Annotated in this window: 25 protein-coding genes; 11 read left to right on the top strand and 14 right to left on the bottom strand. The window is 48.7% G+C overall.

Annotated elements, in window-relative coordinates; genetic code table 11:
• Positions 1–233 precede the first annotated feature (233 nt).
• From betT to DT73_RS11535, 3 genes are all read left to right on the top strand, one after another.
• Positions 234–2,231 (top strand): choline BCCT transporter BetT, encoded by a 1,998-nt coding sequence (gene betT, locus DT73_RS11545; RefSeq protein ID WP_036108529.1) that lies wholly within the window; start codon positions 234–236, stop codon positions 2,229–2,231.
• 374 nt (positions 2,232–2,605) lie between these two features.
• Positions 2,606–4,195 (top strand): EAL domain-containing protein, encoded by a 1,590-nt coding sequence (locus DT73_RS11540; protein ID WP_036108527.1) that lies wholly within the window; start codon positions 2,606–2,608, stop codon positions 4,193–4,195.
• Between the two features lie 323 nt (positions 4,196–4,518).
• On the top strand, positions 4,519–6,510 hold the full coding sequence (locus DT73_RS11535; RefSeq protein ID WP_084172276.1) for a methyl-accepting chemotaxis protein: 1,992 nt from the start codon (positions 4,519–4,521) through the stop codon (positions 6,508–6,510).
• 96 nt (positions 6,511–6,606) lie between these two features.
• On the opposite strand, the gene DT73_RS11530 is transcribed toward DT73_RS11535, so the two are convergent.
• The 3 genes from DT73_RS11530 to DT73_RS11520 all read right to left on the bottom strand — a co-directional run bounded on the left by DT73_RS11530 (position 6,607) and on the right by DT73_RS11520 (position 8,479).
• Positions 6,607–6,945 (bottom strand): GlpM family protein, encoded by a 339-nt coding sequence (locus DT73_RS11530; RefSeq protein ID WP_036108525.1) that lies wholly within the window; start codon positions 6,943–6,945, stop codon positions 6,607–6,609.
• Between the two features lie 267 nt (positions 6,946–7,212).
• On the bottom strand, positions 7,213–7,455 hold the full coding sequence (locus DT73_RS11525) for a hypothetical protein (RefSeq protein ID WP_036108827.1): 243 nt from the start codon (positions 7,453–7,455) through the stop codon (positions 7,213–7,215).
• A gap of 265 nt (positions 7,456–7,720) precedes the next feature.
• Entirely contained in the window at positions 7,721–8,479 is a 759-nt protein-coding gene (locus DT73_RS11520; RefSeq protein ID WP_036108523.1) for a YdiY family protein, read from the bottom strand.
• 287 nt (positions 8,480–8,766) lie between these two features.
• Between DT73_RS11520 and pfkB the strand changes: the two genes are divergently transcribed.
• Together pfkB and DT73_RS11510 are read left to right on the top strand one after the other, a co-directional pair.
• Complete coding sequence (pfkB, locus tag DT73_RS11515) at positions 8,767–9,696, top strand: 6-phosphofructokinase II (RefSeq protein ID WP_036108521.1); 930 nt, start codon at positions 8,767–8,769, stop codon at positions 9,694–9,696.
• A gap of 167 nt (positions 9,697–9,863) precedes the next feature.
• Positions 9,864–10,724, top strand: a complete 861-nt coding sequence (locus DT73_RS11510) for a fructosamine kinase family protein (protein ID WP_036108520.1) — start codon at positions 9,864–9,866, stop codon at positions 10,722–10,724.
• An 8-nt stretch (positions 10,725–10,732) separates the two neighbouring features.
• Here DT73_RS11510 and DT73_RS11505 read toward each other — a convergent pair whose 3' ends face one another.
• On the bottom strand, positions 10,733–11,269 hold the full coding sequence (locus DT73_RS11505) for a YniB family protein (protein ID WP_036108519.1): 537 nt from the start codon (positions 11,267–11,269) through the stop codon (positions 10,733–10,735).
• 166 nt (positions 11,270–11,435) lie between these two features.
• On the opposite strand from DT73_RS11505, the gene hxpB reads away from it, so the two are divergent.
• From hxpB to DT73_RS11485, 4 genes are all read left to right on the top strand, one after another.
• On the top strand, positions 11,436–12,101 hold the full coding sequence (gene hxpB / locus DT73_RS11500; protein ID WP_036108517.1) for a hexitol phosphatase HxpB: 666 nt from the start codon (positions 11,436–11,438) through the stop codon (positions 12,099–12,101).
• A 94-nt stretch (positions 12,102–12,195) separates the two neighbouring features.
• Complete coding sequence (gene kduD / locus DT73_RS11495; RefSeq protein WP_036108516.1) at positions 12,196–12,957, top strand: 2-dehydro-3-deoxy-D-gluconate 5-dehydrogenase KduD; 762 nt, start codon at positions 12,196–12,198, stop codon at positions 12,955–12,957.
• Between the two features lie 105 nt (positions 12,958–13,062).
• Positions 13,063–13,653 carry a metal-dependent hydrolase gene (locus DT73_RS11490; protein ID WP_036108825.1) on the top strand — a complete coding sequence of 197 codons (591 nt, stop codon included), beginning with the start codon at positions 13,063–13,065 and terminating at the stop codon, positions 13,651–13,653.
• A gap of 121 nt (positions 13,654–13,774) precedes the next feature.
• Positions 13,775–15,166 carry an L-cystine transporter gene (locus tag DT73_RS11485; protein WP_036108514.1) on the top strand — a complete coding sequence of 464 codons (1,392 nt, stop codon included), beginning with the start codon at positions 13,775–13,777 and terminating at the stop codon, positions 15,164–15,166.
• A 102-nt stretch (positions 15,167–15,268) separates the two neighbouring features.
• On the opposite strand, the gene cedA is transcribed toward DT73_RS11485, so the two are convergent.
• The gene (cedA, locus tag DT73_RS11480; protein WP_036108512.1) at positions 15,269–15,502 is read right to left on the bottom strand and encodes a cell division activator CedA; all 234 of its coding nucleotides are present in this window, start codon (positions 15,500–15,502) and stop codon (positions 15,269–15,271) included.
• A 195-nt stretch (positions 15,503–15,697) separates the two neighbouring features.
• Positions 15,698–16,036, bottom strand: coding sequence for an osmotically-inducible lipoprotein OsmE (gene osmE / locus DT73_RS11475; RefSeq protein WP_036108511.1), 339 nt, complete (start codon positions 16,034–16,036; stop codon positions 15,698–15,700).
• A gap of 254 nt (positions 16,037–16,290) precedes the next feature.
• Here osmE and nadE point away from each other — a divergent pair, with 254 nt between their 5' ends.
• Both nadE and yddG read left to right on the top strand, forming a co-directional pair.
• Entirely contained in the window at positions 16,291–17,115 is an 825-nt protein-coding gene (nadE, locus tag DT73_RS11470) for an ammonia-dependent NAD(+) synthetase (protein ID WP_036108509.1), read from the top strand.
• A gap of 139 nt (positions 17,116–17,254) precedes the next feature.
• The gene (gene yddG, locus DT73_RS11465) at positions 17,255–18,187 is read left to right on the top strand and encodes an aromatic amino acid DMT transporter YddG (RefSeq protein WP_369792604.1); all 933 of its coding nucleotides are present in this window, start codon (positions 17,255–17,257) and stop codon (positions 18,185–18,187) included.
• Between the two features lie 41 nt (positions 18,188–18,228).
• On the opposite strand, the gene DT73_RS11460 is transcribed toward yddG, so the two are convergent.
• From DT73_RS11460 to DT73_RS11425, 8 genes are all read right to left on the bottom strand, one after another.
• A complete protein-coding gene (locus DT73_RS11460) occupies positions 18,229–18,777 on the bottom strand; it encodes a HutD family protein (RefSeq protein ID WP_036108508.1) in 549 nt (182 codons plus the stop codon).
• A 439-nt stretch (positions 18,778–19,216) separates the two neighbouring features.
• Entirely contained in the window at positions 19,217–19,513 is a 297-nt protein-coding gene (locus DT73_RS11455) for a YfcZ/YiiS family protein (RefSeq protein ID WP_036108506.1), read from the bottom strand.
• Positions 19,514–19,939: 426 nt separating this feature from the next.
• Positions 19,940–20,434 (bottom strand): ATP-independent periplasmic protein-refolding chaperone Spy, encoded by a 495-nt coding sequence (gene spy, locus DT73_RS11450; RefSeq protein WP_036108505.1) that lies wholly within the window; start codon positions 20,432–20,434, stop codon positions 19,940–19,942.
• Positions 20,435–20,833: 399 nt separating this feature from the next.
• On the bottom strand, positions 20,834–21,814 hold the full coding sequence (gene astE, locus DT73_RS11445) for a succinylglutamate desuccinylase (RefSeq protein ID WP_036108504.1): 981 nt from the start codon (positions 21,812–21,814) through the stop codon (positions 20,834–20,836).
• 21 nt (positions 21,815–21,835) lie between these two features.
• Complete coding sequence (astB, locus tag DT73_RS11440) at positions 21,836–23,164, bottom strand: N-succinylarginine dihydrolase (RefSeq protein ID WP_036108503.1); 1,329 nt, start codon at positions 23,162–23,164, stop codon at positions 21,836–21,838.
• Positions 23,161–24,642, bottom strand: coding sequence for a succinylglutamate-semialdehyde dehydrogenase (astD, locus tag DT73_RS11435; RefSeq protein ID WP_036108501.1), 1,482 nt, complete (start codon positions 24,640–24,642; stop codon positions 23,161–23,163). Before astD ends, astB begins: the two co-directional genes overlap by 4 nt.
• Entirely contained in the window at positions 24,642–25,673 is a 1,032-nt protein-coding gene (gene astA / locus DT73_RS11430) for an arginine N-succinyltransferase (protein ID WP_036108500.1), read from the bottom strand. The genes astD and astA overlap by 1 nt, the downstream gene beginning before the upstream one ends.
• Entirely contained in the window at positions 25,670–26,890 is a 1,221-nt protein-coding gene (locus tag DT73_RS11425) for an aspartate aminotransferase family protein (protein ID WP_036108497.1), read from the bottom strand. The genes astA and DT73_RS11425 overlap by 4 nt, the downstream gene beginning before the upstream one ends.
• Positions 26,891–26,911: the final 21 nt, after the last annotated feature.

Raw genomic sequence — 26,911 nt, 5'->3', positions numbered from 1 at the left:
ACTACGGTGATTATCGTGGTATCACCATCGTAATAAACAAAGATCTGCTTCTGTCTTTTGGGTTATAGCGAAAATTACAGTAATTTCCCTGCCCTAATGAAATAAGACAGCTCAATCACTAATAGCGCCAAAATTGCAACAAATAGTGAATTATGCTAATATAGCCGTGCATCCTGGCATTTTGTCAAATGGAGAAAACCACCTAACTTTAACTTAACGGACTATACACCACTATGTCTCAGACTGAACTCAATACGAGTGTTCCCCGAAAGCAAATTAATCCTCCCGTGTTTTATACTTCTGCTGCACTCATCGTCATCGTAGTGGCTTTCGCCGCACTATTTCCTGAACTTGCGGATCAAAAATTTAAAGCGCTGCAACAACAAATATTCACCAATGCCAGTTGGTTTTATATTCTGACCGTCGCACTGATCCTCCTGACAGTAACCTTTCTCGGGTTATCTCGCTATGGCAACATCAAACTCGGGCCAGACCACGCATTGCCTGATTTCAGCTATGTTTCCTGGTTCGCGATGTTGTTCTCCGCAGGTATGGGAATAGGCCTGATGTTCTTCGGTGTTGCCGAGCCGGTAATGCACTACCTTTCGCCACCGGTAGGTACACCGGAAACCGTCGAAGCGGCCAAAGAAGCTATGCGGCTTACTTTCTTCCACTGGGGGCTGCACGCCTGGGCTATTTACGCCATTGTTGCGCTCATTCTGGCATTTTTCAGTTACCGTCATGGCTTGCCACTGACATTGCGCTCAGCACTCTACCCCATCATTGGCGAACGTATTTACGGCCCAATGGGCCATGCTGTTGATATTTTTGCCGTCATCGGTACGGTATTTGGTGTTTCAACCTCACTCGGTTATGGCGTACTGCAGGTCAACGCCGGGATGCATCACCTGTTTGGTGTGCCTATAAATGAAACAACCCAGGTGATTCTGATTGTAGTTATTACCGCACTGGCAACAATCTCTGTTGTATCCGGTCTGGATAAAGGCATCAGAATATTATCAGAGCTAAACCTCGGCCTTGCAGTATTACTGCTGCTGTTGGTCGCTATTCTGGGCCCCACAGTTCTGTTGCTGAAATCCTTTGTTGAAAATACCGGGGGTTATCTTTCGGAAATAGTCAGTAAAACATTTAATCTGTATGCCTACGAGCCAAAATCCAGCAACTGGCTGGGTGGCTGGACCTTGCTTTACTGGGGGTGGTGGCTTTCCTGGTCGCCGTTTGTCGGCATGTTCATTGCCCGTGTTTCCCGTGGGCGTACCATTCGTGAATTTGTTACTGGTGTGTTGTTTGTGCCTGCGGGCTTTACATTAATGTGGATGACATTTTTCGGGAACAGTGCCATTCATCTGATTAAAGACAAAGGTGCCATTGACCTCGCTAACACTGTGCAACAGGATGTGTCGCTCGCTCTGTTTAATTTTCTTGAACATTTTCCATTTTCGACGGTGCTGTCCTTTATTGCTATGGCGATGGTAGTGGTCTTCTTTGTCACATCAGCCGACTCTGGCGCAATGGTGGTTGATACACTGGCATCTGGCGGTGCTGAACGTACGCCTGTCTGGCAACGTATTTTCTGGGCAGCAACCATGGGAATTGTCGCTATCGCTTTGCTGTTAGCTGGCGGGTTAAGTGCATTGCAAACAGTGACAATAGCCAGTGCCCTGCCTTTCTCAATTATTCTGCTGGTTTCCATCTATGGGCTACTGAAAGCGTTGAGAGTGGATATCACCAAACGCGACAGCCAGACTTTGGCAACTATTGCGCCGACGGCATCACGTAACCCGATTCCGTGGCAGCGCAGGTTGCGGAACATCTCTTATCTTCCTAAACGCTCTCAGGTGAAACGTTTCCTTGATGAAGTCATTCAGCCGGCAATGGTACTGGTCGAAGAAGAACTGGGCAAACAAGGCACCCGGAGTGTCATCGATTCATCTTCTGACGACCGGCTGCACCTGGAAGTTGATTTAGGTGAAGCACTCAATTTTATCTATGAAGTCCGGTTACGCGGTTACAGCCAGCCAGCTTTTGCTATGTCGGGTCTTGATAATGACAGTCAAAATGCTGAGCAGCACCGTTATTATCGCGCTGAGGTTTACCTGAAAGAAGGTGGGCAGGATTACGACCTGATGGGCTGGAACCAGGAGCAAATCATTCACGATATTCTTGATCAGTATGAAAAGCATCTCCACTTCCTTCACTTAGTGCGTTAATGCACCGGCCCCTTTACCCGATAAAGGGGCCTTATCTGCCAGCAAGCATATTCGCTCTGCCCTGCCCGTATAAATACCCCCGTTTAGCGACGCGAAAATTTAGCGCCTGCTTTATAGCCCCGGTCACACCGAAACCAGTTCTGGTAAGATTTATATAACAATCTCTTTGAAAAACCAGTCACTTAATTAAAATTATTTCATCAATGCCATGAGTTATTTTCTTTTTATAAACTCTGTATATACCCCACCATAAATTAAATTATCTGACTGCTATGGCATATCTCACATCTTCATTTTTTTACCACTTGCTTTTTATTGATTTCCCTATCAATCTGTAACTTACATACTGGCAATGTGACATGTTCAGGTGAGTAGTGCAGACATTAATTCGGGTTATTTACAGGCGCCTTCCCATTACACTTGTCACTACAGCTGTGACCTTAGCTGTTGTCATGATTCTGGCAGAAGCTTCGTTTTACTCTGCCAGTAAACAGCGTGTTCAGGCTTTTTCTGAAGCATTGACGAACAGGAGTAATACCCTGTTTAACGAAATTAATACAGTAAAGCACAAAAGCCAGTCATTCGAGTTGTATACCCCGTGCAGTGCCGCCTTTTTACGCCGTTTACGCCTAAGCTTGTGGTCGTTTACGTTGATTAAAGATATCGGCTGGGTGCAGAACAATACCATGATATGCACTGCATTATGGGATAAGTTGTCTCCACCACTGGCAATTAATTTGTATAACCAAAAAATAAAATTGAAAGACAGCACCTGGGTTATAAATGCAGGCATTGATGAAAATATCTATGGTGACCTGGTGCTGTTTGGTAATTATGTTATTGTTTTATCTCCATACGTTTTCAGTTCTTTTAAAGATGACTCTGACCTCCACCAATTCAGTTTTATTATCAGTAATAAAAACCAGCAACACAACATCATCACCTATGGTAGTGATATAAGCAAACTGGCAGGCGATAAACAAAGCACCAGTAGCCTGCGTTTTCTGGCATGGAAAACCTGTTCACAGCAATACAATTTTTGTGTTATCGCCGGAGGAAAGCCAGACAGTATTCTGAATACCAGCGCAGTACTTATTTCATCTCTCACTTTTATCTCTCTTTTTATTGGCCTGCTTATTTCATTAAGCATCAACCTGTATATTGATAAAAAACGTTCTCTGGAAAAAAGACTGCTTGATGCAGTCAACAAAAACCGACTGCACCTGGTTTACCAACCCATTTACCACCTGAAGAAAAATGAAATAATTGGTGTTGAGGCCCTGCTTCGCTGGAAAGACCCGGATATAGGTTTCATTTCTCCAGATATCTTCATCCCCCTGGCGGAAGCAAAAGGGTTAATGACGCAGATCACACAATTAGTTACCCGGAAAGCTATTCATGATACCCGCGAACTGGTCAGGAAACATAACCTCTATATCAGTATCAATATTAGCTCGCATGACTTGTGCTCCACTGACTATCTCCTTTTTTTACAACATGCCATCACAGATGCACAGTTCCCGGCCAGCAACCTGATTCTTGAGATTACTGAGCGCCAGGGCGCAAATACCAATTCGCTTAAAGAAATGGTTGAGCGCTTCAAACTCAGTGGCTTCAATATCGCTATTGATGATTTTGGCACCGGGTATTCCAACCTGAACTGGCTTTCGCACCTGTCTATTGATGAAATAAAAATTGATAAGTCGATAACAGATTCTATTGAGACTGATTCACTCAATAAAGTGTTGCTCCCTAACCTGATTAACTTATTAAAAGACATGCACCCTACAGTGGTATTCGAAGGTATTGAAAAACAAGCACAAGTTGATTACCTGCTGGCACATTTCCCCAATGCCCTAGGCCAGGGTTGGTTTTTTTCAAAGGCACGCGAGTTGTCTGAAATCCAGGAGCTCTTGTCCCAAAATGGTAACGAAGAAAATGCTCCCATACCCCGAGTAGTTTAGCCGGCTTAAGGCAGACTCCGATAGCACCCAGCCCAGCAGGAAGATAGCTGAGCACCAGGTTATCAAGTGAATTATCCGCACCAGGCCCCCTCTGATTTCTTGCTGAGTTTACGTACTACCAGCCTGGGAATCGCTTTCTTCTGTGCCTGTTTTCCCCCATGAGCCTGCGCAGACAGGGTTCCGATGGTTAAGTTTGCTCACATTTTTGTTACTGAGTTGTATGTATTGAGGATTTATTTGTAACGTTATCCAAACAAAAACCGATAACAACAGTAAGGAATACCGCTGCAGGAGCATTTTTGACTTTATTTTTTGGGGGCACCATGGCTCTTATTACAACTCCACCACGGAAAATCAGGACCCGCACACTGATGCTGGTCAGCAGTTTTGTCGCCATCTCACTGGGATTTGTTCTTACAATTGGCTATCTGACCTGGCAATCGATGTCGCAAAAAGAGCTCGTCGCCAAACGTTATATCCAACAGATAGCTCAAAGTGAATCACTCAAGGTTCAAAGGCAACTCAACAATGCCCTGATTACCGCCCGTGATCTGGGGAACAGTGCATGGGCACTGAAAGAGGCAGGGATAACAGACCGCACCGGGCTTGATCAACTGATGAAAACATACCTAGACACCCACCCCAGTTTTTTATCAATGTCTCTCGGCTTTGAACATAATGCATTCGATGGTAAAGACGCTGAGTTCGCCAATAAACCAGACCAGAATAGTTATGGCTCCTATGCAAAATATGTCGACCGTGGGCCTGACGGGAACCCTGCATTACACAACCTGGTTGATTACACAACGCCTGGCGCAGGTGATTATTATTTACTGCCGAAACAGCGGAAAACCGACGTCATCATTGAACCTTATGTTTACCCTTACAACGGGGTGGATGTCATGCTGACATCTATTGCCGCACCCATTGTGCGTAATGGCGAGTTCATGGGGTCAGTCACCTCCGATTTCTCACTGGATACGCTGCAAAAAACCATCCATGCCATTAAGCCCTGGGATGGCGCAGGTTATGCCGTACTGTTGTCAGCCGGGCAACTGGTCGTGGCAAGCCCAGTGCCTGCACAAACAGGAAAAAAATGGCAAGGCCAGCCATTTAGCGAAAAGGTTACACAGTTTGATGATCCTGTACTGAAAGAGCCGGTGTTTATTGCCTGGGAACCCATCATGGTCGGCAACAGTGATACGCCATGGAAACTGGCAATCGTCACTCCGGTAAGCGTAGTAATGGCTAAAGCGTGGCGCGACCTGACACAGTCACTTTTGCTGATGCTGGCCAGCATTATCGTAGTCAGCCTGGTGATTGGCTTAATATTTACCCGCAAAGTAGCCCGCCCGGTCGGTGGTGAACCTGGCGATGCAGCAATGATAGCGTTGTCAGTATCCCAGGGAATACTGAGTAATTCTATTCCCGTCACCCCATCAGATAAACAAAGCATTTTCTACGCACTGAATACTATGCAAACACGTCTGCATGACATGGTCAGCAATATTAGCGTTGCCAGCGACTCGGTACGTACCGGCAGTGCCGAAATCGCCGCCGGAAACCTCGACCTGGCTTCACGTACAGAGCAACAGGCTGCGGCAATTGAACAAACTGCGGCCAGTATGGAAGAACTCACATCAACGGTAAAAAACAATGCGGATAATGCTCATACAGCGACTTCGCTGGCAAATGATGCGACACGCATAGCTGCCGAGGGCGGCACCCTGGTGAGTGAGGTTGTCACTATCATGTCGCAAATTGATGAGAGCTCCAGCAAAATCAACGATATTACCAATATCATCAATGGTATTGCCTTCCAGACTAACATTCTGTCACTCAACGCTGCCGTCGAAGCGGCCCGGGCCGGTGAGCAAGGCCGTGGCTTTGCGGTTGTTGCCGGGGAAGTAAGAAACCTGGCACAGCGCAGTGCCAATGCCGCTAAAGAAATTTCGGAATTAATTGATGAGTCTGCGCAGCGAGTCACTCATGGTGTCGAGCTGGTTAACAATACCGGCAGAATGATGAAGCAAATTATGACGGCAGTCGAAGATATTCAGCACGTTATAACTGGCATCGTTCAGGCTCTGGATGAACAGACTCAGGGTATCAGCCAGGTGACCATCGCAGTCAATGAAATGGACACAGCAACACAACAAAACGCCTCTTTGGTGCAACAAATCTCAGCGGCCGCAATGTCACTGGAAGAGCAGGCAAAAGTACTGGAAGAAACGATGGCCTTTTTCCAGTTAACCGTTAATTCGCATGCAACGGAGTCTCAGGAGGCACTAATGCTGGCTGGCACAACTTACTAAGTTTACGCACATCAACAGCAGGGGGAGTGCTTTCAGGCTACTCCCCCTGCCTTTTGTTATGCACACATTGTATGCATGTCGTTTACTGGCAGGGCGTTAACTATGCCACCGGGTCCAGCAAACAATCAGTAGCCAGGCAGCCACTCCCCAGCATAATACAGCGCTCACTAAGGCCAAAGGCACCCGCATTAGCGAGCTGAGGTACCATAACGCCACCAGGTAAACAAAGTAGGGAATGATTGCCCACATACCGAAAATGACAGTGGTGCGCAACGCTGCCGTTCCACGTTCAGAGGCAACAATGTAATGAGCCAGCAGCGCAAAGGTTGGGAACAAGGGAACTAACCCCGCGATATAGTAATTGCGGGTGCGAGACAGTAAAGCTATGAGGACAACAACCGCAGCGCCAATCACCGATTTAAACAATAACCCCATCTACCCCACCAAACATTTGGTATAAAGACAACAGCATACCAACAGGGGGGTACCAATACCAGAAAACAATAAATAACGAATGGTATCGGGTAAACAATCTAAATAACCGAATATATAAAACATTTCCATGTATTGGTTATCGAAATTACTTCGTAGAGCCAGGATGTTTCTATGTGAGTGGGAATAAATTTTGAATAAGCAAAAACCGGGACAGCATTCTCCGGTTTTATTTTGCTTAAGATAATTTAATATCAATAAGCAATGTTATTATGACCAACCACCGGCAACCAGTGTGTATACGTTAAATGCATCATCCATTGACTGCCCGGTGCTTTGTGACCCCGGAGCTATATTAGAGCCGGCTTCAATATCACTGGCGTGCTGTACGTTAGCAGTTGTTGCTGCAACGTTTGTATTTGATGGTGTGGTTTGTGTGGTCTGCGCAGCGAATGCACCAAAAGACATCGCTGACAGCACCAACGCTGCGACGGTAATGTTTACAGTTTTCATAATATTTTTCTCGGTTAATTCACTTATTCTGGCCTGAAAAGCCATACCTTTATGTTAGATCCAGATCACACTTTTTGCCAGTGTAATTATTTGGCTATTTGTGCCAAAAATAACTCACACAGAAACAGTAACGATAAAAAATGAAGGAAGGATGGAGCGAAGTGTAAGGGTATTTAAAGAAAACAATTCGGACTTACTTTTTAAAACAATTAAAACAATAACAGTGAAAAATAAAAAAATGGGCCGGAATATTCGGCCCACTGATTTACATTTTATAACCCAATGTGACTGATGTTTTGGTATCAGTGTGATCAGGTGCAGTTGAGGGTGGATTGGAGTTCCAGGTCACGTTATACGCCACCTTCAAAGAGAAATGTGCGTTAATCGCTACTTCCAGACCCGTTTCAGAGTTGACGGTGGTGTCATCACTGCCCAGGACAGAAACACCCTGGATAAACTTCGCATTGTCAGTGAACTGCCAGGAATACGACCCGGCGGCATAACCTAATGCCTGGGTTTTATCCGTGCCATCAGTATACTCGTCATAACGAACACCAGGACCGAATTCCAGCCGCAAGCTGTGAACAGGACCATTCAGGATCTGACGACCGTAACCTGCTGTCAGCACGTCACGTTCATGGTAGCCGTTATAACGGTCTGATAACCAGCTTGCCTGACCAAACAGGTAGTCTCTGCTGGTCATATTATACCGGCTACGCCCACCGACTGCGTACTTCTCAGAAGAACGTTCGTCGTTGGAAGACGTATTATTCGCTGTGCCCCACAGGGACCATGCGGTGGACGTTTGGTACCAGGTTAACGTGCTGTCAGCCGTTAACGAAGAGTTGCGACTGTTACCTGTCTGCGCTAAGTAACCTGCATTAATCGATCCTTCAAACGGTTGTTTTGCCGTCGAAGGGTCATCCATGACAGTAAAAACAGAATCATCTGCGCTGGCGATATGGCTTACCAGCATTCCCCCTGCCAGCAACACTGCTGCAGGTACTGTCTTAAAAAGCTTCATTATAATGTCCGCACAACAAAAAAAGAGACCACAAAGGTCCCGGAAACTTTCCCGGGGATCAACGGATTATGTGCCCAGGAAAGGTTACAAATTATAAAAATCTCCGAATAACATAGCAATGAATTCTTATTTCATTTTTTGAATAAGGCGCGTCTTAAAAAGAGATTATATTTATATATAAACCCGTGGGGTTTTTTACAATTCTATTGATAAATCATTGAGTTATTTTCAGCATACCTTTTAATGTAGTGCTACCATTTAGGATAAACCGCAACAGGAGGAAAAAAGTGAACATATATACACTCACGCTGGCCCCCTCTTTGGATAGTGCAACCCGAACCAGTCAAATCTATCCTGAAGGGAAATTACGCTGTAGTGCACCAGTGTTTGAGCCAGGAGGCGGCGGTATTAATGTGGCACGCGCAATCAACCATTTGGGCGGTAGTGCGACGGCTATTTTCCCAGCAGGTGGTGCAACAGGCGAGCATCTGTGCCATCTGCTAAAAGAAGAAGATGTGGACATCATCTCCGTCCCTTCACAGGAATGGACCCGGCAGAATCTGCATGTTCACATTGATAGCAGCGGTGAACAGTACCGTTTTGTAATGCCTGGTGCCGCGCTCAGCAGTGCTGAATGCCAGCAACTGGCAGGAAAAATCAAATCTATACCTGCTGATTCACTGCTGGTTATCAGTGGGAGTTTGCCGCCGGGAACGGATACCGACTATTTATGCAGCCTGATTCAGCTGGCTCAAAAGCAAAATATTCGCTGCATTATAGACAGTTCCGGCGATGCCCTGAGCGCGGCGCTGGAAGTAGGTAATATTGCGCTGGTTAAGCCGAACCAGAAAGAATTAAGCGCTCTGGTCAAACACCCACTCACTCAACCTGATGACGTTCGGCTTGCAGCACAAGAAATTATTCGCAGTGGCAAAGCGCAAAACGTAGTTGTCTCACTGGGGCCACAAGGTGCAATGGGCGTAAGCAGTGATGCCTGTGTCCAGGTGGTTCCACCACCGGTTCGTAGCCAGAGTACAGTTGGTGCAGGCGACAGTATGGTGGGTGCGATGACACTCAAACTGGCAGACGGAGCCGGTCTGGAAGATATGGTGCGTTATGGTGTCGCGGCTGGTAGCGCAGCCACATTAAACCAGGGAACACGTTTATGTTCCTTTGAGAATACCGAAAAAATTTACCGTTACCTGCTACAAAGTTAAGTAGTCCCCCATGCGGGTAGTCATTATTCTTTTAAGGGTTCTCTTCAGCAGGCCACGTATAAGCTGTGCTTTACGTGGCTTTGCCGTACAGATGTGCGTTGTATCGCCTTTTATTGGTAAGAAATACACTAACCTTATGATCTATCGGACGACACGGGAGAGATGCTATGTGGCAGGCCATCAGTCGTTTACTCCAGGACCCTCTGGGCGAATCCACGTTCGAAGACCAACGCCCTCTTCCCGGTGGGGAAGTACACAGTGCATGGCGTGCCCGCTATGCCGGCCATGATTTATTTATTAAATGTGATGACCGGGCATTATTGCCGCTTTTTACTGCAGAAGCTGATCAGTTAATACTGCTGGCCCGCAGCCAGACAGTCAATGTTCCGCGAGTGTGGGCAGTGGGCAGTGAGCGTGAACAAAGCTTTTTAGTGCTCGACTACCTCGATCCCCGCCCTTTTGATGCACACAATGCATTTTTACTGGGCCAGCAGCTGGCAAAGCTTCACCAATGGAGCGAACAACTGCAGTTCGGGCTGGATTACGACAACCATCTTGCCACCACACCCCAGCCCAATACCTGGCAACGGCGCTGGTCAACATTTTTTGCCGAACAGCGCATTGGCTGGCAACTTGAGTTGTCAGCCGAAAAAGGGATAACGTTTGGCAATATAGATGTCATCGTTGAAAAGGTTCGTGAGCGCCTTTCCTCTCATCAACCCGCTCCGTCATTACTCCATGGTGATTTGTGGTCCGGAAATTGTGCGGTAGGGCCAAATGGCCCTTATATTTTCGACCCTGCATGTTACTGGGGCGACAGGGAATGTGACCTGGCAATGCTTCCGCTGCACCCAGAGCAGCCAGCACAAATTTATGATGGCTACCAGTCTGTATGCCCACTCCCCACTGATTTTATTGAACGCCAACCTGTTTACCAGTTGTATACATTACTCAACCGGGCGAGGTTGTTTGGCGGCCAGCATCTGCCAGTCGCTCAACAGGCACTCGAACAGATGCTGGCTGATTGACCCGGCTATCAGATATAGCCCAACAGAGAGAAAAAGACATAACCAATCACAATAACGACGACGGGCAATATATACAGCGGGAAAAACTGCAGAAGAATAGTATGGTGTGGCACAATAATTTTTTCTTCCAGCGCGTTTTTAGTCAGCCCGCTGTCACCTTTTGCTTTTTCCAGAATCAGTTGGTCTTCAAGCCCTTCGCGAATAAAACGCACTTGCCGGCTCATGCGAGCACCTGAAGCCTGTAGTGCCATACCGACAAATACCAGCACAAAAATAACCCAAAACAGCACATTGAGCTGGTGAGCAAAATCTGGCGATGGCGAGTTATACCAAAAGAAGTTCAAAAATGGTGTGTTAAACCGAATCATATCAATCATGACATGAGCAAAATCTGACATAACAGCATTAATGCCCGCTTTTTTCTCGCTGTGTTGATCCATGAACTTCAGCAGCGAAATCAACGTAGAGATAACCGCAGGAATGAAAATTACCCACCCTGCAATGCGTTTTACAATCGCCAGGCGTCCAGCTTGTTGGTAAGTCATTTGTTCCCCTCACCAGCTTCCATACTGAAAGCTGAAGTATTCACGTTACGTCATCAAGTCTACCCAGACAGACAAATTATGCCTGTTTTTTTGATGCTCTCATCCAGGGTCGTGAATTATATGTTACTTTTCATGGAAATCGTATCGTAAAAAGGAGCAATAGCGTATGCCTGGTGTAACCGGAACCCTCGCAGCAATATTTGACATGGACGGATTACTGATAGATTCAGAACCTTTGTGGGACCAGGCTGAACTGGAGGTTATCGCTTCTCTGGGCGTAGACATTACACGCCGCCACGAACTCCCCGACCTGCTGGGTTTACGCATTGATGTGGTTGTGGACCTTTGGTATGCACAGCAGCCCTGGCAGGGCGCATCTCGCGAAGCAGTGACACAACAAATTATACGTCGTGCTATTGAGTTAGTTGAACAAACCCGCCCGCTGTTGCCCGGCGTCCGGGAGGCGCTGGACTTATGCCAAAACCTTGGACTGAAAATCGGCCTGGCATCCGCCTCCCCTTTACATATGCTCGAACAAGTATTGGAAATGTTTTCATTGCGCCCCTATTTCTCTGCGCTGGCCTCTGCCGAACATCTTGAATGGAGCAAACCGCATCCACAAGTTTACCTCAACGCAGCTGAAAAGCTGGGTATCAACCCGCTCAATTGCGTCACTCTGGAAGACTCAGTGAATGGGATGATTGCCACCAAAGCAGCCCGTATGCGCTCCATTGTGGTTCCCGCAAGAGAGAATGCAGGCAACCCGCGTTGGGTCCTGGCCGATACACATCTGGGCAGCCTCGAAGAACTGAACGCGGCGCATCTCAAATAAAAACAAAACAACGTTTCATTTTATTTGAATTAACCGTTCAGCCGGACTATGCTGTGTCTGTATAAACACCTGCACAGCATAATCCGAGGTAAATATGATATTAAACGCGTTTAACCTGGCCGGGAAAGTTGCCATGGTCACTGGCTGTGACACGGGTCTGGGTCAGGGAATGGCGCTGGCGCTGGCGGAAGCCGGATGCGATATTATCAGCGTCAACCGTAAAATCCCCCACGAAACAGCCGAACAGGTTACCGCGCTGGGCAGGCGTTTTCTGGCTTTACAGGCAGATCTGAGCAGCCAGGAACCTATTCCCGGCCTAGTGGCACAGGCTGTCAGTGAAATGGGTCGTCTGGATATTCTGGTTAATAACGCGGGTATGATTCGCCGTAACGATGCCATCGACTTCAGCGAAAAAGACTGGGACGATGTCATCAATTTGAACCTGAAGTCAGTCTTCTTTCTTTCTCAGGCCGTTGCGCGGCAATTCATAGCACAGGGTTCAGGAGGAAAGATCATCAATATTGCCTCCATGCTCTCTTTCCAGGGGGGTATTCGTGTTCCGTCATATACTGCGTCTAAAAGTGGTGTTCTGGGGTTAACTCGTTTAATGGCAAACGAATGGGCCATTCACGGAATAAATGTGAATGCGATCGCTCCGGGTTATATGGCAACCAACAATACCCAGCAACTGCGTGATGACGAAGCACGTAACCAGGCCATTCTGGAGCGCATTCCTGCTGGCCGTTGGGGCACACCTCAGGATTTAAAAGGACCTGCCGTTTTTCTGGCCTCGGGTGCTTCTGACTATATCAATGGTTACACACTGGCCGTGGATGGTGGCTGGTTGGCACGATAATTAACCACTTGAGGTGATATTGACAAAGTGTTACAACGTCACCTCTTTTTCCCACTGTATAAAAACCCTATACTGGATGAATTGACAGTTATACCGGGTTTTATCATGACGGCCGAAGGTCACCTGCTCTTTTCTATTGCCTGCGCCGTGTTTGCAAAAAACGCGCAACTGACACCTGTACTCACCGATGGTGACTGGTGGCATGTCGTGCCCGCAGCAGTGCTGACCTGCTTACTGCCCGATATTGACCACCCAAAGTCATTTCTCGGCCAACGGCTCAGTTGGTTATCCAAACCCATCGCTCGAGCTTTTGGGCACCGTGGGTTTACCCACAGTTTGTTGGCTGTATTTGTTACCCTGGCTTTGTTTTATTTAAAAGTACCCCAAAGCTGGATTATCCCTGCGGATGTGTTGCAGGGGATGGTAATCGGTTACCTCAGCCATATCCTCGCTGATATGCTGACCCCTGCTGGGGTACCACTATTGTGGCCGTGCCGCTGGCGCTTTTGTCTGCCGGTTATTCGCCCTCAAAAAGGTAACCAACTTGAGCGTGTACTATGTATCGCCCTGTTCAGTTTTGCTTTATGGATGCCACAATCACTACCAGAAAACAGTGCTGTGCGCTGGTCATCACAAACCATTAATGCGCTACAAAATGCATTTTACCGCTATGTAACCGCACATAAAGAAGAATAATTCGCCAACAATACCGCAAAAAACATAATAAATAACGTTTAGTTATAATCAACGCTAAACGTCATCTGCTATTCTTCGTGCGAGCCCGGAAAAGGGTAAAAATAGAATCAGGAGAATGGAGATGAATCTTCCACTTATAGCAAACCTTGTTGTGTTTGTTATTTTACTAATGGGACTTGCCACCACTCGTAAAACTAACTGGAGCCTGGCGAAGAAAGTCTTGCTGGGGCTGGTTCTGGGCGTATTTTTCGGCCTGGGATTACAACTGATTTATGGTGACAACAGCCCCGTCCTCAGTCAATCAGTACAGTGGTTCAATATTGTGGGTAATGGCTACGTGCAATTACTGCAAATGATTGTAATGCCGCTGGTGTTTGCATCGATTCTGAGTGCAGTTGCCCGTCTGCATAACGCGTCTTCTCTGGGTAAGATAAGCGTTCTCACTATCGGCACTCTGCTGTTTACTACGCTGATTGCCGCACTGGTGGGCATTTTTGTCACCAACCTGTTTGGCCTCACTGCCGAAGGTTTGGTTCAGGGAGCAGCTGAAAGCACCCGATTAAGTACCCTGGAAACCCAGTACATGGGCAAAGTGGCCGATCTCAGTGTCCCACAGTTGTTACTCTCGTTTATTCCCAAAAATCCTTTTGCCGACCTGACCGGTGCAAACCCCACGTCCATTATCAGCGTTGTCATTTTTGCTGTATTTCTGGGTGTGGCGGCACTCAAGCTCCTTGCCGATGATAAACCAAAGGGTGAGCGGGTTATCGCCGGCATTGATGTCATGCAAAGCTGGGTTATGAAACTGGTACGTCTCGTGATGCAACTGACACCTTATGGTGTCCTGGCCTTAATGACAAAAGTCGTCGCCGGGTCAAACATGCATGACATCATCAAACTGGGGAGTTTTGTGGTGGCTTCCTACCTTGGGCTTGCCATTATGTTTGTGGTGCATGGCATTATTTTGAGCATTGCAGGTGTCAGCCCAGTTAAATATTTCCGTAAGGTATGGCCGGTACTGACTTTTGCGTTCACCAGCCGCTCCAGCGCGGCGTCCATTCCACTGAATGTTGAGGCACAAACACGCCGCCTGGGTGTTCCTGAATCTATTGCTACATTCGCTGCTTCTTTTGGGGCAACGATTGGTCAGAATGGTTGTGCGGGCCTGTACCCGGCCATGCTTGCGGTGATGGTCGCGCCAACTGTCGGCATCAACCCAATGGACCCGGTATGGATTGCCACACTGGCAGGCATTGTTACACTAAGTTCTGCTGGTGTGGCTGGCGTTGGGGGTGGTGCAACATTCGCAGCGCTAATTGTTCTGCCTGCAATGGGGCTGCCGGTAACACTGGTTGCGCTGCTTATCTCAGTTGAACCACTCATTGATATGGGCAGAACCGCTCTGAACGTCAATGGTGCCATGACTGCAGGAACAGTGACCAGCCAGTTGATGAAACAAACAGATTCCAGCCGTTTGCACAGTGATGACGATGCTGAACTGGCCAAACTTTAAGCACTGGCTGAACGGTTGCTGAATAATTAAAGAAACTCTCTCACGAGAAAACCGCCCCTGAACCGGGGCGGTTACAGATTCATAATGTATCTGCCCGCTTATTTAAATATCATTATCCTGTCGTACCTGGTTTGCCCAGCGCTGAGCAGATTCCGGTAACGTGAAAACAGGAGAGCGCTGGAAACTACTTCCCACCAGAACAAAAGCGACATAGTTGCCACGCAATAAATAGACATCTTTGAAACCTTCTACACGCCATGCGTGATCAGGCGGAGCAGGCTCCACTCGCGGTTTATACGTAATAATCGCTTTATTTGGGTGACGAAATGTTTTCATAACGGGAAAATACAATAAAACACGTTAACAGTAGCACCCATAATAACGGATTTTTCTCTGCGGTGCTTTCTCTGAAAATGGCAACATCAGTATTCTCTGGCACACCAGCTCACAGATTGGGCAGGAAATGCCAAAAAACGGTCTCAAAATTGTTTTTTGGCATTTTAGGTAAAAAACTGACAGAGCCAGAAAAGATTATTTATGGGTTTGCGGGTCTGAGTCGTATTCCGCACAGGTTTGATACCCAGAGTTCATCACATGACCCGTATCATCCAGCGCCACAAAGTAGGTTTCCATTTGCCCGTCACGTTTGCCGAGAATATACGTCTGGCATGTGCCACGTGCATGGATCATAGTGACTTCAGAAGCGGGTTTACCGGCAATCTGGCTTACCTGCTCACGCGTCATACCTTTTTTGACATCTTTCACGACAGGTTCGGAAAATTGATCTTTTGCTCTGTCATAAGTTGTACAGCCCGCCAGAACTACCAGTGCCGCCGCTATTGTGACTAACCCTGTTACATTTTTGTTCATATTTTATCCTCCTTTCGTTGCGGTTCCAGTCAAGCCTGGTTGACCGCCCCCGTTTTTTCAACCTGATAGCAGAAATTGAACCACTTTCAGACTATTCTTTTCCAGGGAAATTTGCATAAAACTGCTTTAATTTCCAGCACTCAGAGGTTTTTACTATTGCACACAGCTTGTTGTTTTAATGGCAAAGCGGTAGTTTTAGCGTATCTGTTTTTTGCCACCAGGCCTTATCAGGCCCGCGGACAGGAGAGGCTCAAATGACTCTGCAACAAGAAATTATTCAGGCGTTAGGCGTACAACCACAAATCGACCCTCAGCAAGAAGTTCGCCGTAGCGTCGACTTTCTCAAAGCTTACCTCTTGCGCTACCCGTTCTTAAAAAGCCTGGTTCTGGGACTGAGTGGCGGTCAGGACTCCACTCTGACAGGCACGCTTTGCCAAATGGCAATTCGTGAATTGCGAGAGGAAACGGGTGATAACAGCTACCAGTTTATTGCTGTACGCCTGCCTTATGGTGTCCAGGCCGATGAACAGGACTGCCAGGATGCTATCAACTTTATCCAGCCAGACCGGGTATTGACGGTGAATATCAAAGCAGCCGTACTGGCAAGCGAACAAACATTGAAAGACGCCGGCATTACGCTGAGTGATTTTGTGCGTGGCAATGAAAAAGCCCGTGAACGCATGAAAGCACAGTACAGCATTGCAGGCATGACGCACGGTGTTGTTGTGGGCACGGACCACGCAGCAGAGGCTGTTACTGGCTTCTTCACCAAATACGGTGATGGCGGCACTGATATCAACCCTATTTTCCGGCTGAATAAGCGCCAGGGCAAACAGCTACTGAAATTACTGGGCTGCCCGGAACATTTATATATCAAAGCCCCAACTGCAGACCTGGAAGATGACCGCCCTTCTCTGCCCGATGAAGCTGCTTTGGGCGTGACCTACGCACAAATTGACGACTACCTGGAAGGCAAAACCCTCGACAGCGCAGTCAGCCAAATTATTGAAGGTTGGTATATTAAAACCGAGCACAAACGCCGCCCACCAATTACAATATTCGACGACTTCTGGAAATAAGCCGCCTTTAATGACCACCGGTTATTGTTTCAGCACGCGCTACCAACGACTAAAGCAATAACCGTTTTTCTCCCGGCTGGTTATTTCTTCTCTTATCCAGGCCTGCGAACAGGCCGCTACTCCATTCAGGATGACGATTATGCCGCGTTTAACTGGCTCCCGGGCCACTATTGCCGGGTTGCTGGCAATATTACTTTGGAGCACTTCTGTCGGGTTACTGCGCAGCATCAGTGAGGCACTTGGCCCGACAGGTGGGGCGGCACTTATCTATACAATAAGCTCTATTTGCCTTGTTATCAGCAACCGGCGGACATTGCCTCAGTTGGTACTGTCAGGGCGCATGCTTGCCGCAGGTATACTCTTTGTGGTGTATGAAATCAGCCTGGCGTTGGCTATTGGCCTCGCCAGCACCCGTACGCAAGCACTTGAAATGGGCATGATCAATTATTTATGGCCCGGCCTGACATTGTTGTTCGCACTGTATATTAACCAGCAACGGGCACAGTGGTTTATTGTGCCTGGTTTATTACTGGCACTTGGCGGTGTCATACAAGTTATGCGCGGCGATACTGACTGGAGCCCGGCGATGCTGCTGCATAACCTGGCTGGTAACCCGGTCGCATACGGGCTGGCGTTTGGTGCCGCCATTATCTGGGCACTCTATTGTAATCTTACGCGGCGCTGGTCTGACGGGCAAAACCCTGTACCCCTTTTTTTCTGTGCTACGGCGCTGGTGCTCTGGGTGAAATATTTGCTTTTTCCACAACCTCCCATGCATATCACTGGCGGAGCAACGCTTGAATTGCTGTTTATGGGAATTTCAACCGCTGTCGCCTACTCAGCCTGGAACCAGGGGTTACAGCATGGCAACCTGACATTGCTGGCAACAGCCTCGTATTTCACGCCGGTGCTTTCGGCCTTCATTGCTTCATTATGGCTGGGGCTGACGCCTGGATGGGGTTTCTGGCAGGGCGTATTTTTGGTTGTGGCAGGGTCGCTGTTATGCTGGCTGGCGACACGGAGAGCCTCAACACATTCAGGCCTTGTATCCGCCTCTTCAACCAAAGAATGAATAATACCTGACTCCGGCGCGCATGCCGGAGTCGTTGCAGGCTAAAGATAGGTGATTTCGCTATAAAGCAATGTGCCGGTATTTTGTAATAACCTGACTGTGTGTAACCCATCGCTCCACCAGGCGCCCTGGTCCGGGCGTAACAGTTTGTCACCAAACTGCCACTCACCACTTAATACGTAGGCTATTCCGCCCCTGGTACCAAGTGTGCTAAAGGTTCTGTCGGCTACACGTGTTCGCGCCTTGCAACGCGCCCGTTGAGTAATCAGGTTAAAGTTCATTGACATCATTCCCTGGGTTAATTCCGCATAAACACGTTTATCCCCTGGGAAAAAAAAGGGCTGATGGCGCTTTAACACATGCCCGGAATTCCCCACACCATCCAGCAACACTTCCCCACCTTCCAGTAAGGTTATCGCCCGGTCCACATCGTCAAAAGAAGCAAACTCACCACTACTGGCCAGGGAAGCAATACTTGCTCGCCAGTTGAAATTGCCTGTATCCGGAGGAAAACAACAAATCTCCCGGGACTCACCCGCGCCATTACGCCACAAGTTAACCGGGAGTTTGCTTAGTTCGAAAAATTCCATTGTGACTCCTGGAGCCTGCCGCCATTCTTAGCCGGCTCTCATACCCACCATCAAAAAAACACGTATCAAACGTGCGAAATCCCCTGAAGCCCAGGTATTGCCATTCCTGGCACCGAGTGCAGCGTACTTTTATCGCATTCCCCGCCGCCATATTACCTGGCGTACAAAATGCTACCGGCATAGTCAGGGTATGCTTTATTTGTGCTATTGGCATGGCCGGAGAAGGTAGTTGTTTGTATACCAGACCGCCATGCATGCTGTGTCGCTGATATATGAGAATATCTATAAAAAATCTGCTGGCAATAGGCACTATAAATCAGTGATGTTTTTTTGGACACCGGTGTCGTAAAAACACGATCTGGGGCAAATTCTGGGAAGGTGAAGGACTGGAAAGCGCAACCCACAGGAATGAGGCTATCCTCACCCTGTGGGAAAAAGATCAGCGAGTACCTAACTGAAAAATCAGCGTTTCAGCCTGGCAGCTGAACACAAAACTCATATCAAGTTGGTAAGCATCGCCCGCCTGGGTTAAATCAGCAGAAATCTGGCAAGGTTCGGATTCAATGCCCCGGGCTTTAGCAACCAGGGACTCCTGTGCTGCCAGCGCGTCCTCTTTAGTCGCAAATTGTTTGCTGTAAGTTGCGATGCAATCTGTATTGTCGAGAATGGTGCCGACATCCATGCAGCCGCAGGTCTCTTTTTCACGTGTTGACGTGCTATCACAGGTTGTTTTCATCTGCTATTCCATGGTTATTGTTGATACAGTTATTAATACAACACGCCGGATGGTGCGAAAGGAGCCAACCTGAAGCCACCGGCATATAAACATCGCGTTAGTATAAACCGCAATGCCTTTATGTGTAGATTGACCAGGATCATAATAACCCGCGATTGCCCACAATTATCCAGCGCTGTTTTTTGATCTGGGTATGCCGCCATGTTTTGCTAATGACAACAGATAAATAAAGTGGACAGGGAAATAAGAATAATCTGCCATTAAAAGAGTAGAACCGCCACCCATGCCCACCAGTACTGATTTGATGGGCAAAAATGACGGTTCTGGATAGGTTCAGCTTGCATATTTATGGGTGTGCGCCACAGTTGAATATTACCAGAGCAACACCGCATTCAATCTGGCTCACTGGCTGTGGGTTAAGCCTGGTTACTCACCTGCTGGTGGAGGTGGCATTCTACCTTCTGCAGGGCCTTTATCTTTAAGATGCTTCTCAAAATTGGCATTAAATTGTTTTTTCTGCTCAGGGGTCAGGATGTTGTACATCTTGTTCTGCGTTTCCATACGAGCCAGCATACGCTGTTTGTTTTGCTGTGACATTTTATCGACCTGAGCCTGTGCTTTCGCGCTGTCGAATGTATCACTGGCAATAATATCGTGCATTGCCTGGCGCTCTTCCACGGACGGACGTTTCATTTCTTCGCGTTGCGCTTTCATGATGTCGCGAACTTGCTGTTTCTGGGCATCTGACAGATTCAGCCCACGGAACATCATCTCTTCGGGGCCACCAGGGTGACCACGGTGGTGTTTCATCACAGGACGGCCATTATCTGAAGTCTGTGCAGAGGTATCATTAGCGTGGGCCAGATTAGCTGCGCCAAGGGCCAGACCAGATGCTACTAAAATCGCAGTTAACTTACGCATATATTATCCTTTCTTTATAGAACGAACCCGAAGTTACGGATTCATTTAAATAAGCAACAACGTTCTGTTGCGTTGACGAAAATAATCTTACGCGCTAATTCGTCAACAAACCAAAGCGTGCGTAAAACCATGAAAGGATAAAAAACAAAAACAAGTCAATTATGATGAAAATAAGGAGAATTAATGAGGATATATTTAAAGCATGGCGAAGACTTCATAATTGATTATTAATTTAGCATAGAGAGGAAGCATATTCACTGATTTATTTATTCCCAAACTGTGCTCAATACCAGAATAGTGCTGGTTGTCTGTTCCTGGTATGTGGTTATCAGCAACAACACTGGCTCAGAGAAATAGCTGCACCATCCATGGTACATAGTAGCAAGTACAGAAGGCTCCCTAAGGATGAGGTATCTCGGCCAGCATCAGCCCGGCACGCAGGCCAGGTGCCACCAACCGGTTGGGGAATAACACATACTCAGTTTCTTGCTGAACCACCTGTTTATTGTCGCCATCCTCTGCTAATAACTCCCCTTTACTGAACGGCGTGAAATTTACCGTATCATCAGGAATGTGCAGAATAAATGCCTCTCCTGTTCGAGTCAGCTGCTGGCTCACTTTGTAGCAACGCGCAACAGGTTGCTGCACTACCGGTACTGCTTCCGGGCCCTTGCCTAACAATTCTCCCAGCGCATGCCGGGCAGCAGAGAACGCATTCAAATTATTTTGCCCGAATGGCATTGCTTTACCCAATTCCATTGTGCAACTAAGGGCATCATAATATTGCGCCGTGAAATGTGTGAAGGTTCCCCCCGGGGTCTGGTGAAAGACCAGTGCTTCCAAACCAGCCATCTCCAGCCACTGCAAAAAAGCCGCGGGCCAGGCGGCATTACGGGCAGGTAAAACCCCAAAACGCGGGTGGAGTGAGCCACGAATGGCTGTGTGCATATCCAAATGCCAGCGTACTGGTGGGCTGTTTTCGAAAAAGCCGCCAACCACCTGTTCAAGCAGCTCAGCTCGCGCGCGTTCGGTTCCAGGTTCAAATGCTTCCCAACGCCCACCAAACATGCGGTTAAGGTCGCACGCCTGGTAGCGCTTGCCGGTTTGCAGTGCCAGTGGATTACCCAGCACAACCAGGACATCCCAGCATAAAGCAATTTCACCACTCCACAGAGCATCAAGTACTTGCGATAATATTTCCACCGGCGCGGTTTCATTACCATGGATTCCGGCCGACAACACTAAAGACCGTGTCACCTTGCTGTGTGGCGTTAACCGGATAACGCCCTGCTCCAGCCATTGCCAGCGAAACCCGGGGCCTTCTCCTTTTTTCTGTGCAGGAACCAAACCTGCCAGTGTTGTTTGTACAAACTCATCCATTGTTACATCTCACTGTGGTGGTTATTGCTGAAATGGGTAAACAGCACCCAGGTTAAGTATCCGGGTCAGTTCATCAAGCGCATCCTGCCCTTCTTGCAACAATTGTGGGTCCACCAGGTCGGCCTGAGTCAGGCGGTCACGATACCACCGGTCAACCCACTGATTCAGCGCAGTGAACAGAGTATCATTCATAATTACTGCCGGATTAACCGCCTGGTATTCTTCTTCGGTCAAAACCACTCGCAGGCGCAGGCAGGCAGGCCCACCACCATTTGCCATACTTTCCCGTAAGTCGAAAACTTGCAGCATCTCAACCGGGTTATCTTCCGCCAACAAAAGATTCAGGTACTGCCACACACCTTCATGCTCGCGCGCTTCCTGTGGCAGAACCAGAGTCATTGCCCCCGATTCGTTACTCAGCAATTGGCTGTTAAACAAATAGGTATTTACCGCATCGGCAACAGATACCGCCTGGGAAGGGACAACCAACGGGCAAAAACCCGGAACCCGCCCATGAAGAGTACTTAACAAGGCCTGCTGGTCGACAAATGCCTGTTCGTGGCAGAACAGTACCTGCTGGTTACTGACCGCAATTACATCATTGTGGAATACACCCTGATCAATAACCGCGGGGTTTTGCTGAGCAAAGAGTAAAGAACCGGGACGAACCTGATTCAACCGGGCCACGGCTTCACTGGCTTCCCGGGTCTGGCGAGCGGGATAACGAGAAGGCGCCAGCCCATCTGCATTACCCTGACGCCCATAGACAAAGAGCTGAAGACCCGGCTCACCATAAGCACCGCCAAAACGATTATGGTTGGCGGCCCCTTCATCGCCAAATAAGCCCACCTGCGGCAGCGCCTCATGCACGGCAAAGTGTTGCCCGGAAGCAAATATCGCTCGCAGGGTGCGTTCTGTTTGCTGCGCTTCACTTGCCCGGTGAAATTTATTATTCAGATTGGCAACAGTAAAATGAACCCGGTTATCCAGCGCATCGGCCGACGGGCAGACTGTTGCCGCATTAGCCACCCACATTGATGACGCAGAACTGGCTGCAGACAGCAGGTCTGGCGAATACTTCCAGGCTTTTGCCAGTACCTCGCTGTCACTCCCGGTAAAACCAAGCTGGCGCAATACCGGAATATTTGGCCGGGCCTGCGGCGGAATCACGCCCTGCCAAAACCCGGCATCCGCCAGGGTTTTCATTTTCAGCAGGCTTTGTTTAGCTGCAAGTTTTGGGTTCGATACCTGGTACTGATGGCGTGCAGATGCCTCGTTACCAAATGATAGCCCCGCATAGTGGTGAGTCAGCCCGGGTAAACCATCGAAATTTGCTTCACGAACTTTCATGCTTGCTGCTCTCCGGCGCTAAAATCCAGCCCTGGGTTAAGTGTTTCAGGCATTATCAGGCTATCACTTTCCAGTGAAGCCACAGGCCAGGCGCAGTAATCTGCGGCATACCAGGCTCCGGGGCGGTGGTTGCCCGATGCCCCAACACCACCAAAAGGTGCACTACTGGCCGCACCGGTTAACGGTTTGTTCCAGTTAACAATGCCGGCTCGCGCCTCAACCAATAACCGGTCAAACGCCGCTCGATCCGGTGAAATTAACCCGCATGCCAGGCCAAAGCGAGTCTGGTTCGCCAGAGTAATCGCATCATCCAGTGTGTTGTAACGCCAAACCGTCAACAGCGGGCCAAACACCTCTTCATCCGGCACCTCTTGCGCCGTGTTAACCAGGACGATGCCCGGTGTTATCAGTGATGTTCCGGCCTCAAGGATGCGCGGTGCCAGTAAAGGTTTGCCACCACGGTCCAGATGCCCCTGCCAGGCCTTTAATACATGCAAAGCAGCATGAGCCGAAACCAGCCCCCCCATAAAGGGTTGCGGATTATTGTCCCACGCACCTGGCTGAATGCGCCCTGCAACTTCCACCAAACGGTCTAAAAATGCATCCCCGGCAGGGCCATTTTTCACAAGCAAGCGACGAGCGCAGGTACAACGCTGGCCGGCAGTAATAAAAGCAGACTGAATTGCGATATGCACAGCCGCATCAATATCAGCAGGGTCGTCAACTATCAGAGGGTTATTACCCCCCATTTCCAGTGCCAAAATTTTGTCCGGTTGCCCGGCGAATTGCCGGTGTAACTGGAAACCAGTACCGGAACTTCCGGTAAACAGCAAACCGTCAAGTTCCGGGTTAGCGGCCAGCGCCTGCCCGGTTTCCCGGCCACCTTGCAGCAAATTGATAACCCCCGCGGGAATACCAGCCAGTTCCCATAAACGCATTACACATTCGCCAGTACCTGGCGTCAGTTCGCTGGGTTTAAATACCACAGTATTCCCGGCCAGGAGTGCCGGAATGATATGCCCGTTCGGCAAGTGACCGGGAAAGTTATACGGCCCGAAGACAGCCAGAACGCCATGAGGGCGATGGCGTAATGAAGCGGCGCCATCTGCCAGCGGTGACACCTGTTCACCTGTACGCTGTTCATACGCTTTGACTGAGATAGCCAGCTTATTGATCATTGCTGTCACTTCAGTCGCTGCTTCCCAACGGGGTTTACCCGTCTCGCGGGAGATGGTTGCCGTGAGCCGGGTTTTATGTTGCTCCAGTAACCCGACAAAGGCTTCAATAATAGCCTGGCGTTCAGCCAACGTCCGGCGAGCCCACTCAGGAAATGCACCGCGGGCAGCCTGGCAGGCCAAATCTACCTGGATACTGTCAGCACTGCGCCCCTGCCATAATAAATCCATGTTTACTGGGTCACGTTTTTCCATGGCACTGGCAGTACCGGGTAGCCATTCACCATTAATCCACTGTGTCATTATTTTGTCTCCTCCGGGCATAGCTGAACTAACCGTACAGTACTGCCTGCCTGGCAATTCAGTACATTTGCGGTTGCCGCATCCATTTCCAGGTATGAACCCTGTGGGTCTGCGTGAATTAATGTTGCGCGATAATTTTCGTAGTCGTCATTCGCCACCAGGCACAAAGGCAGTGAATCCTGTTGGGCCTCACAAATCTTCACGGTGAGTTGCCTGCTGTCGGCAATAGCACGGATAGCATTCAGGTCGCACTCAAGCGTCGGGCCGCCATCAAAAATATCGACATAGTTTTGGTAGCGGAAACCTTCTTTTTCCAGCACACGGCGGGCAGGTGCCGTTTGAGGGTGCACTTCACCAATCACGGCGCGAGCCTGTTCAGACAGAAAATCTGTATATATGGGATGTTTGGGCATCAATTCAGCAATGAAGGCTTTTTGGCCGGTTCCGCACAAATAATCTGCCCGAGAAAAAGGCATCGAGAAAAAACGCTGCCCCAGACTCTCCCAAAACGGCGAGAAGCCTTGTTCATCAATAACGCCGCGCATCTCTGCAACCACTTTATTACTGAACGCTTCTTTGAACGCGGCCATAAATAAGAAGCGGGATTTGGACAGCAAGTAGCCATTTGAGGAGTGCCGCCAGTCTGGATCTAAAAAGAGCGTACACAACTCACTACTACCGGTATGGTCATTACTGAGAAACAACGTGGGTAATGCGTTATAAATATCCAGCTCTTTTGAGGCATGAACCAAAGTACCAACCCGGTAGTTATACCAGGGCTCCGTCAGCCCCACGGCAACTTCAATAGCGCAAATCCCTGCCACCTGCCCACTTTCTGTGTCTTCCAGAACAAAGACATAGCCTTGTTCAGCCCGGGGCAAAACACCGGCCCAGGTATCAACAGAGCGGGAAATACGGCAGCGCAGTGTATCCGCATCTTCAGGCAAAGAAGTCAGGCCGCCACCTGTCTTACTGGCAAGGTGTAATAACCCGGCCAAATCATCATGCCTGACAGGGCGAATGACCATCATAACGCCCCCTCGGCAATTAATGCTTCACAGGCACGTTTCAGCCGGTTGAGCCCTTCGCGAATATCTTCTTCAGGTATATTCAGGGCCGGGGCAAAGCGCACCACACCCGCTCCGGCAATCAGAATCATTACCCCTTCCTGTGCCGCACGCTGTGAAATCAGTTTGGCTTTTCCCGCATGTGCCTCATTCAGTTCGCAGCCAATCAGCAGCCCCATACCGCGGATATCACGAAACAACCCAAGGTGGTGATTCAGTTCATCAAGTTGCGCAACAAACAGTGCGTGGCGATGCTTAACTCCTGCAAGCATTTCAGGTGTATTAATAAGTGAGAACGCACGCCCGGCAACAGCGCCAGCCAGTGCATTCCCGCCATAAGTTGTACCATGGGTGCCTGGTGTAAAGTGCGTGGCAATTCGCGCGGTAGTTAACATCGCGCCAATAGGAAAGCCACCGCCAAGTGCTTTGGCCGTGGTCAAAATATCAGGAACCACACCGTAATGCTGGTAGGCATACAAATCCCCTGTTCTGCCAACCCCCGTTTGAACTTCATCAAATATCAGGAGGGCATTGAACTGGTCACATAATGTACGCAAACCTTGCAGGAACGCTGGTGAAGCCGGGATTACCCCGCCTTCTCCCTGAATCGGCTCAACAATAACCGCACAGGTTTTTTCACTCATCACCGCACGGACAGACTCGAGATCGTTAAATGTTACATGGTCAATGTGCGGGGGAAGCGGCGCAAAATCCCGGGAATAAGCCGGTTGCCCCCCCGTGGACACAGTAAACAGTGTGCGGCCATGGAACGCATTATTGAACGCAATAATCTGGCTTTTCTCTGCATCTGCCTGGTCATGAGCATATTTACGTGCCAGTTTCAGTGCGGCTTCATTGGCTTCAGCACCAGAGTTACAAAAAAAAACTTTGTCCGCGAAGGTGGCTTCCGTTATCTGGCGCGCAAGTTGTAAAATCGGTTCATTCGTGTAGCCATTACCGGTATGCCACAGTTTGGCAGCCTGCTCCGCAAGGGCTTCTCTCAGGGACGGGTGCGCATGGCCCAGAGCATTAACAGCAATTCCTCCGGCAAAATCAATGTACTCATTACCCTGCTGGTCCCACAGACGTGATCCTTCCGCCCGCACTGGTATGAAAGGTGCCGGGGCATAGACAGGAACCATAAACTCATCGAATTGTTCCCGGGTGACTTGCTGAACCATAATTACGCCTGCCTTAGTTAA

Origin of the sequence: Mangrovibacter sp. MFB070, assembly GCF_000705335.1 — a bacterium.
Lineage (GTDB): Bacteria > Pseudomonadota > Gammaproteobacteria > Enterobacterales > Enterobacteriaceae > Mangrovibacter > Mangrovibacter plantisponsor.
Note: the sequence above shows the minus strand (reverse complement) of the source record. Positions and strands in the feature narration are given on the sequence as shown.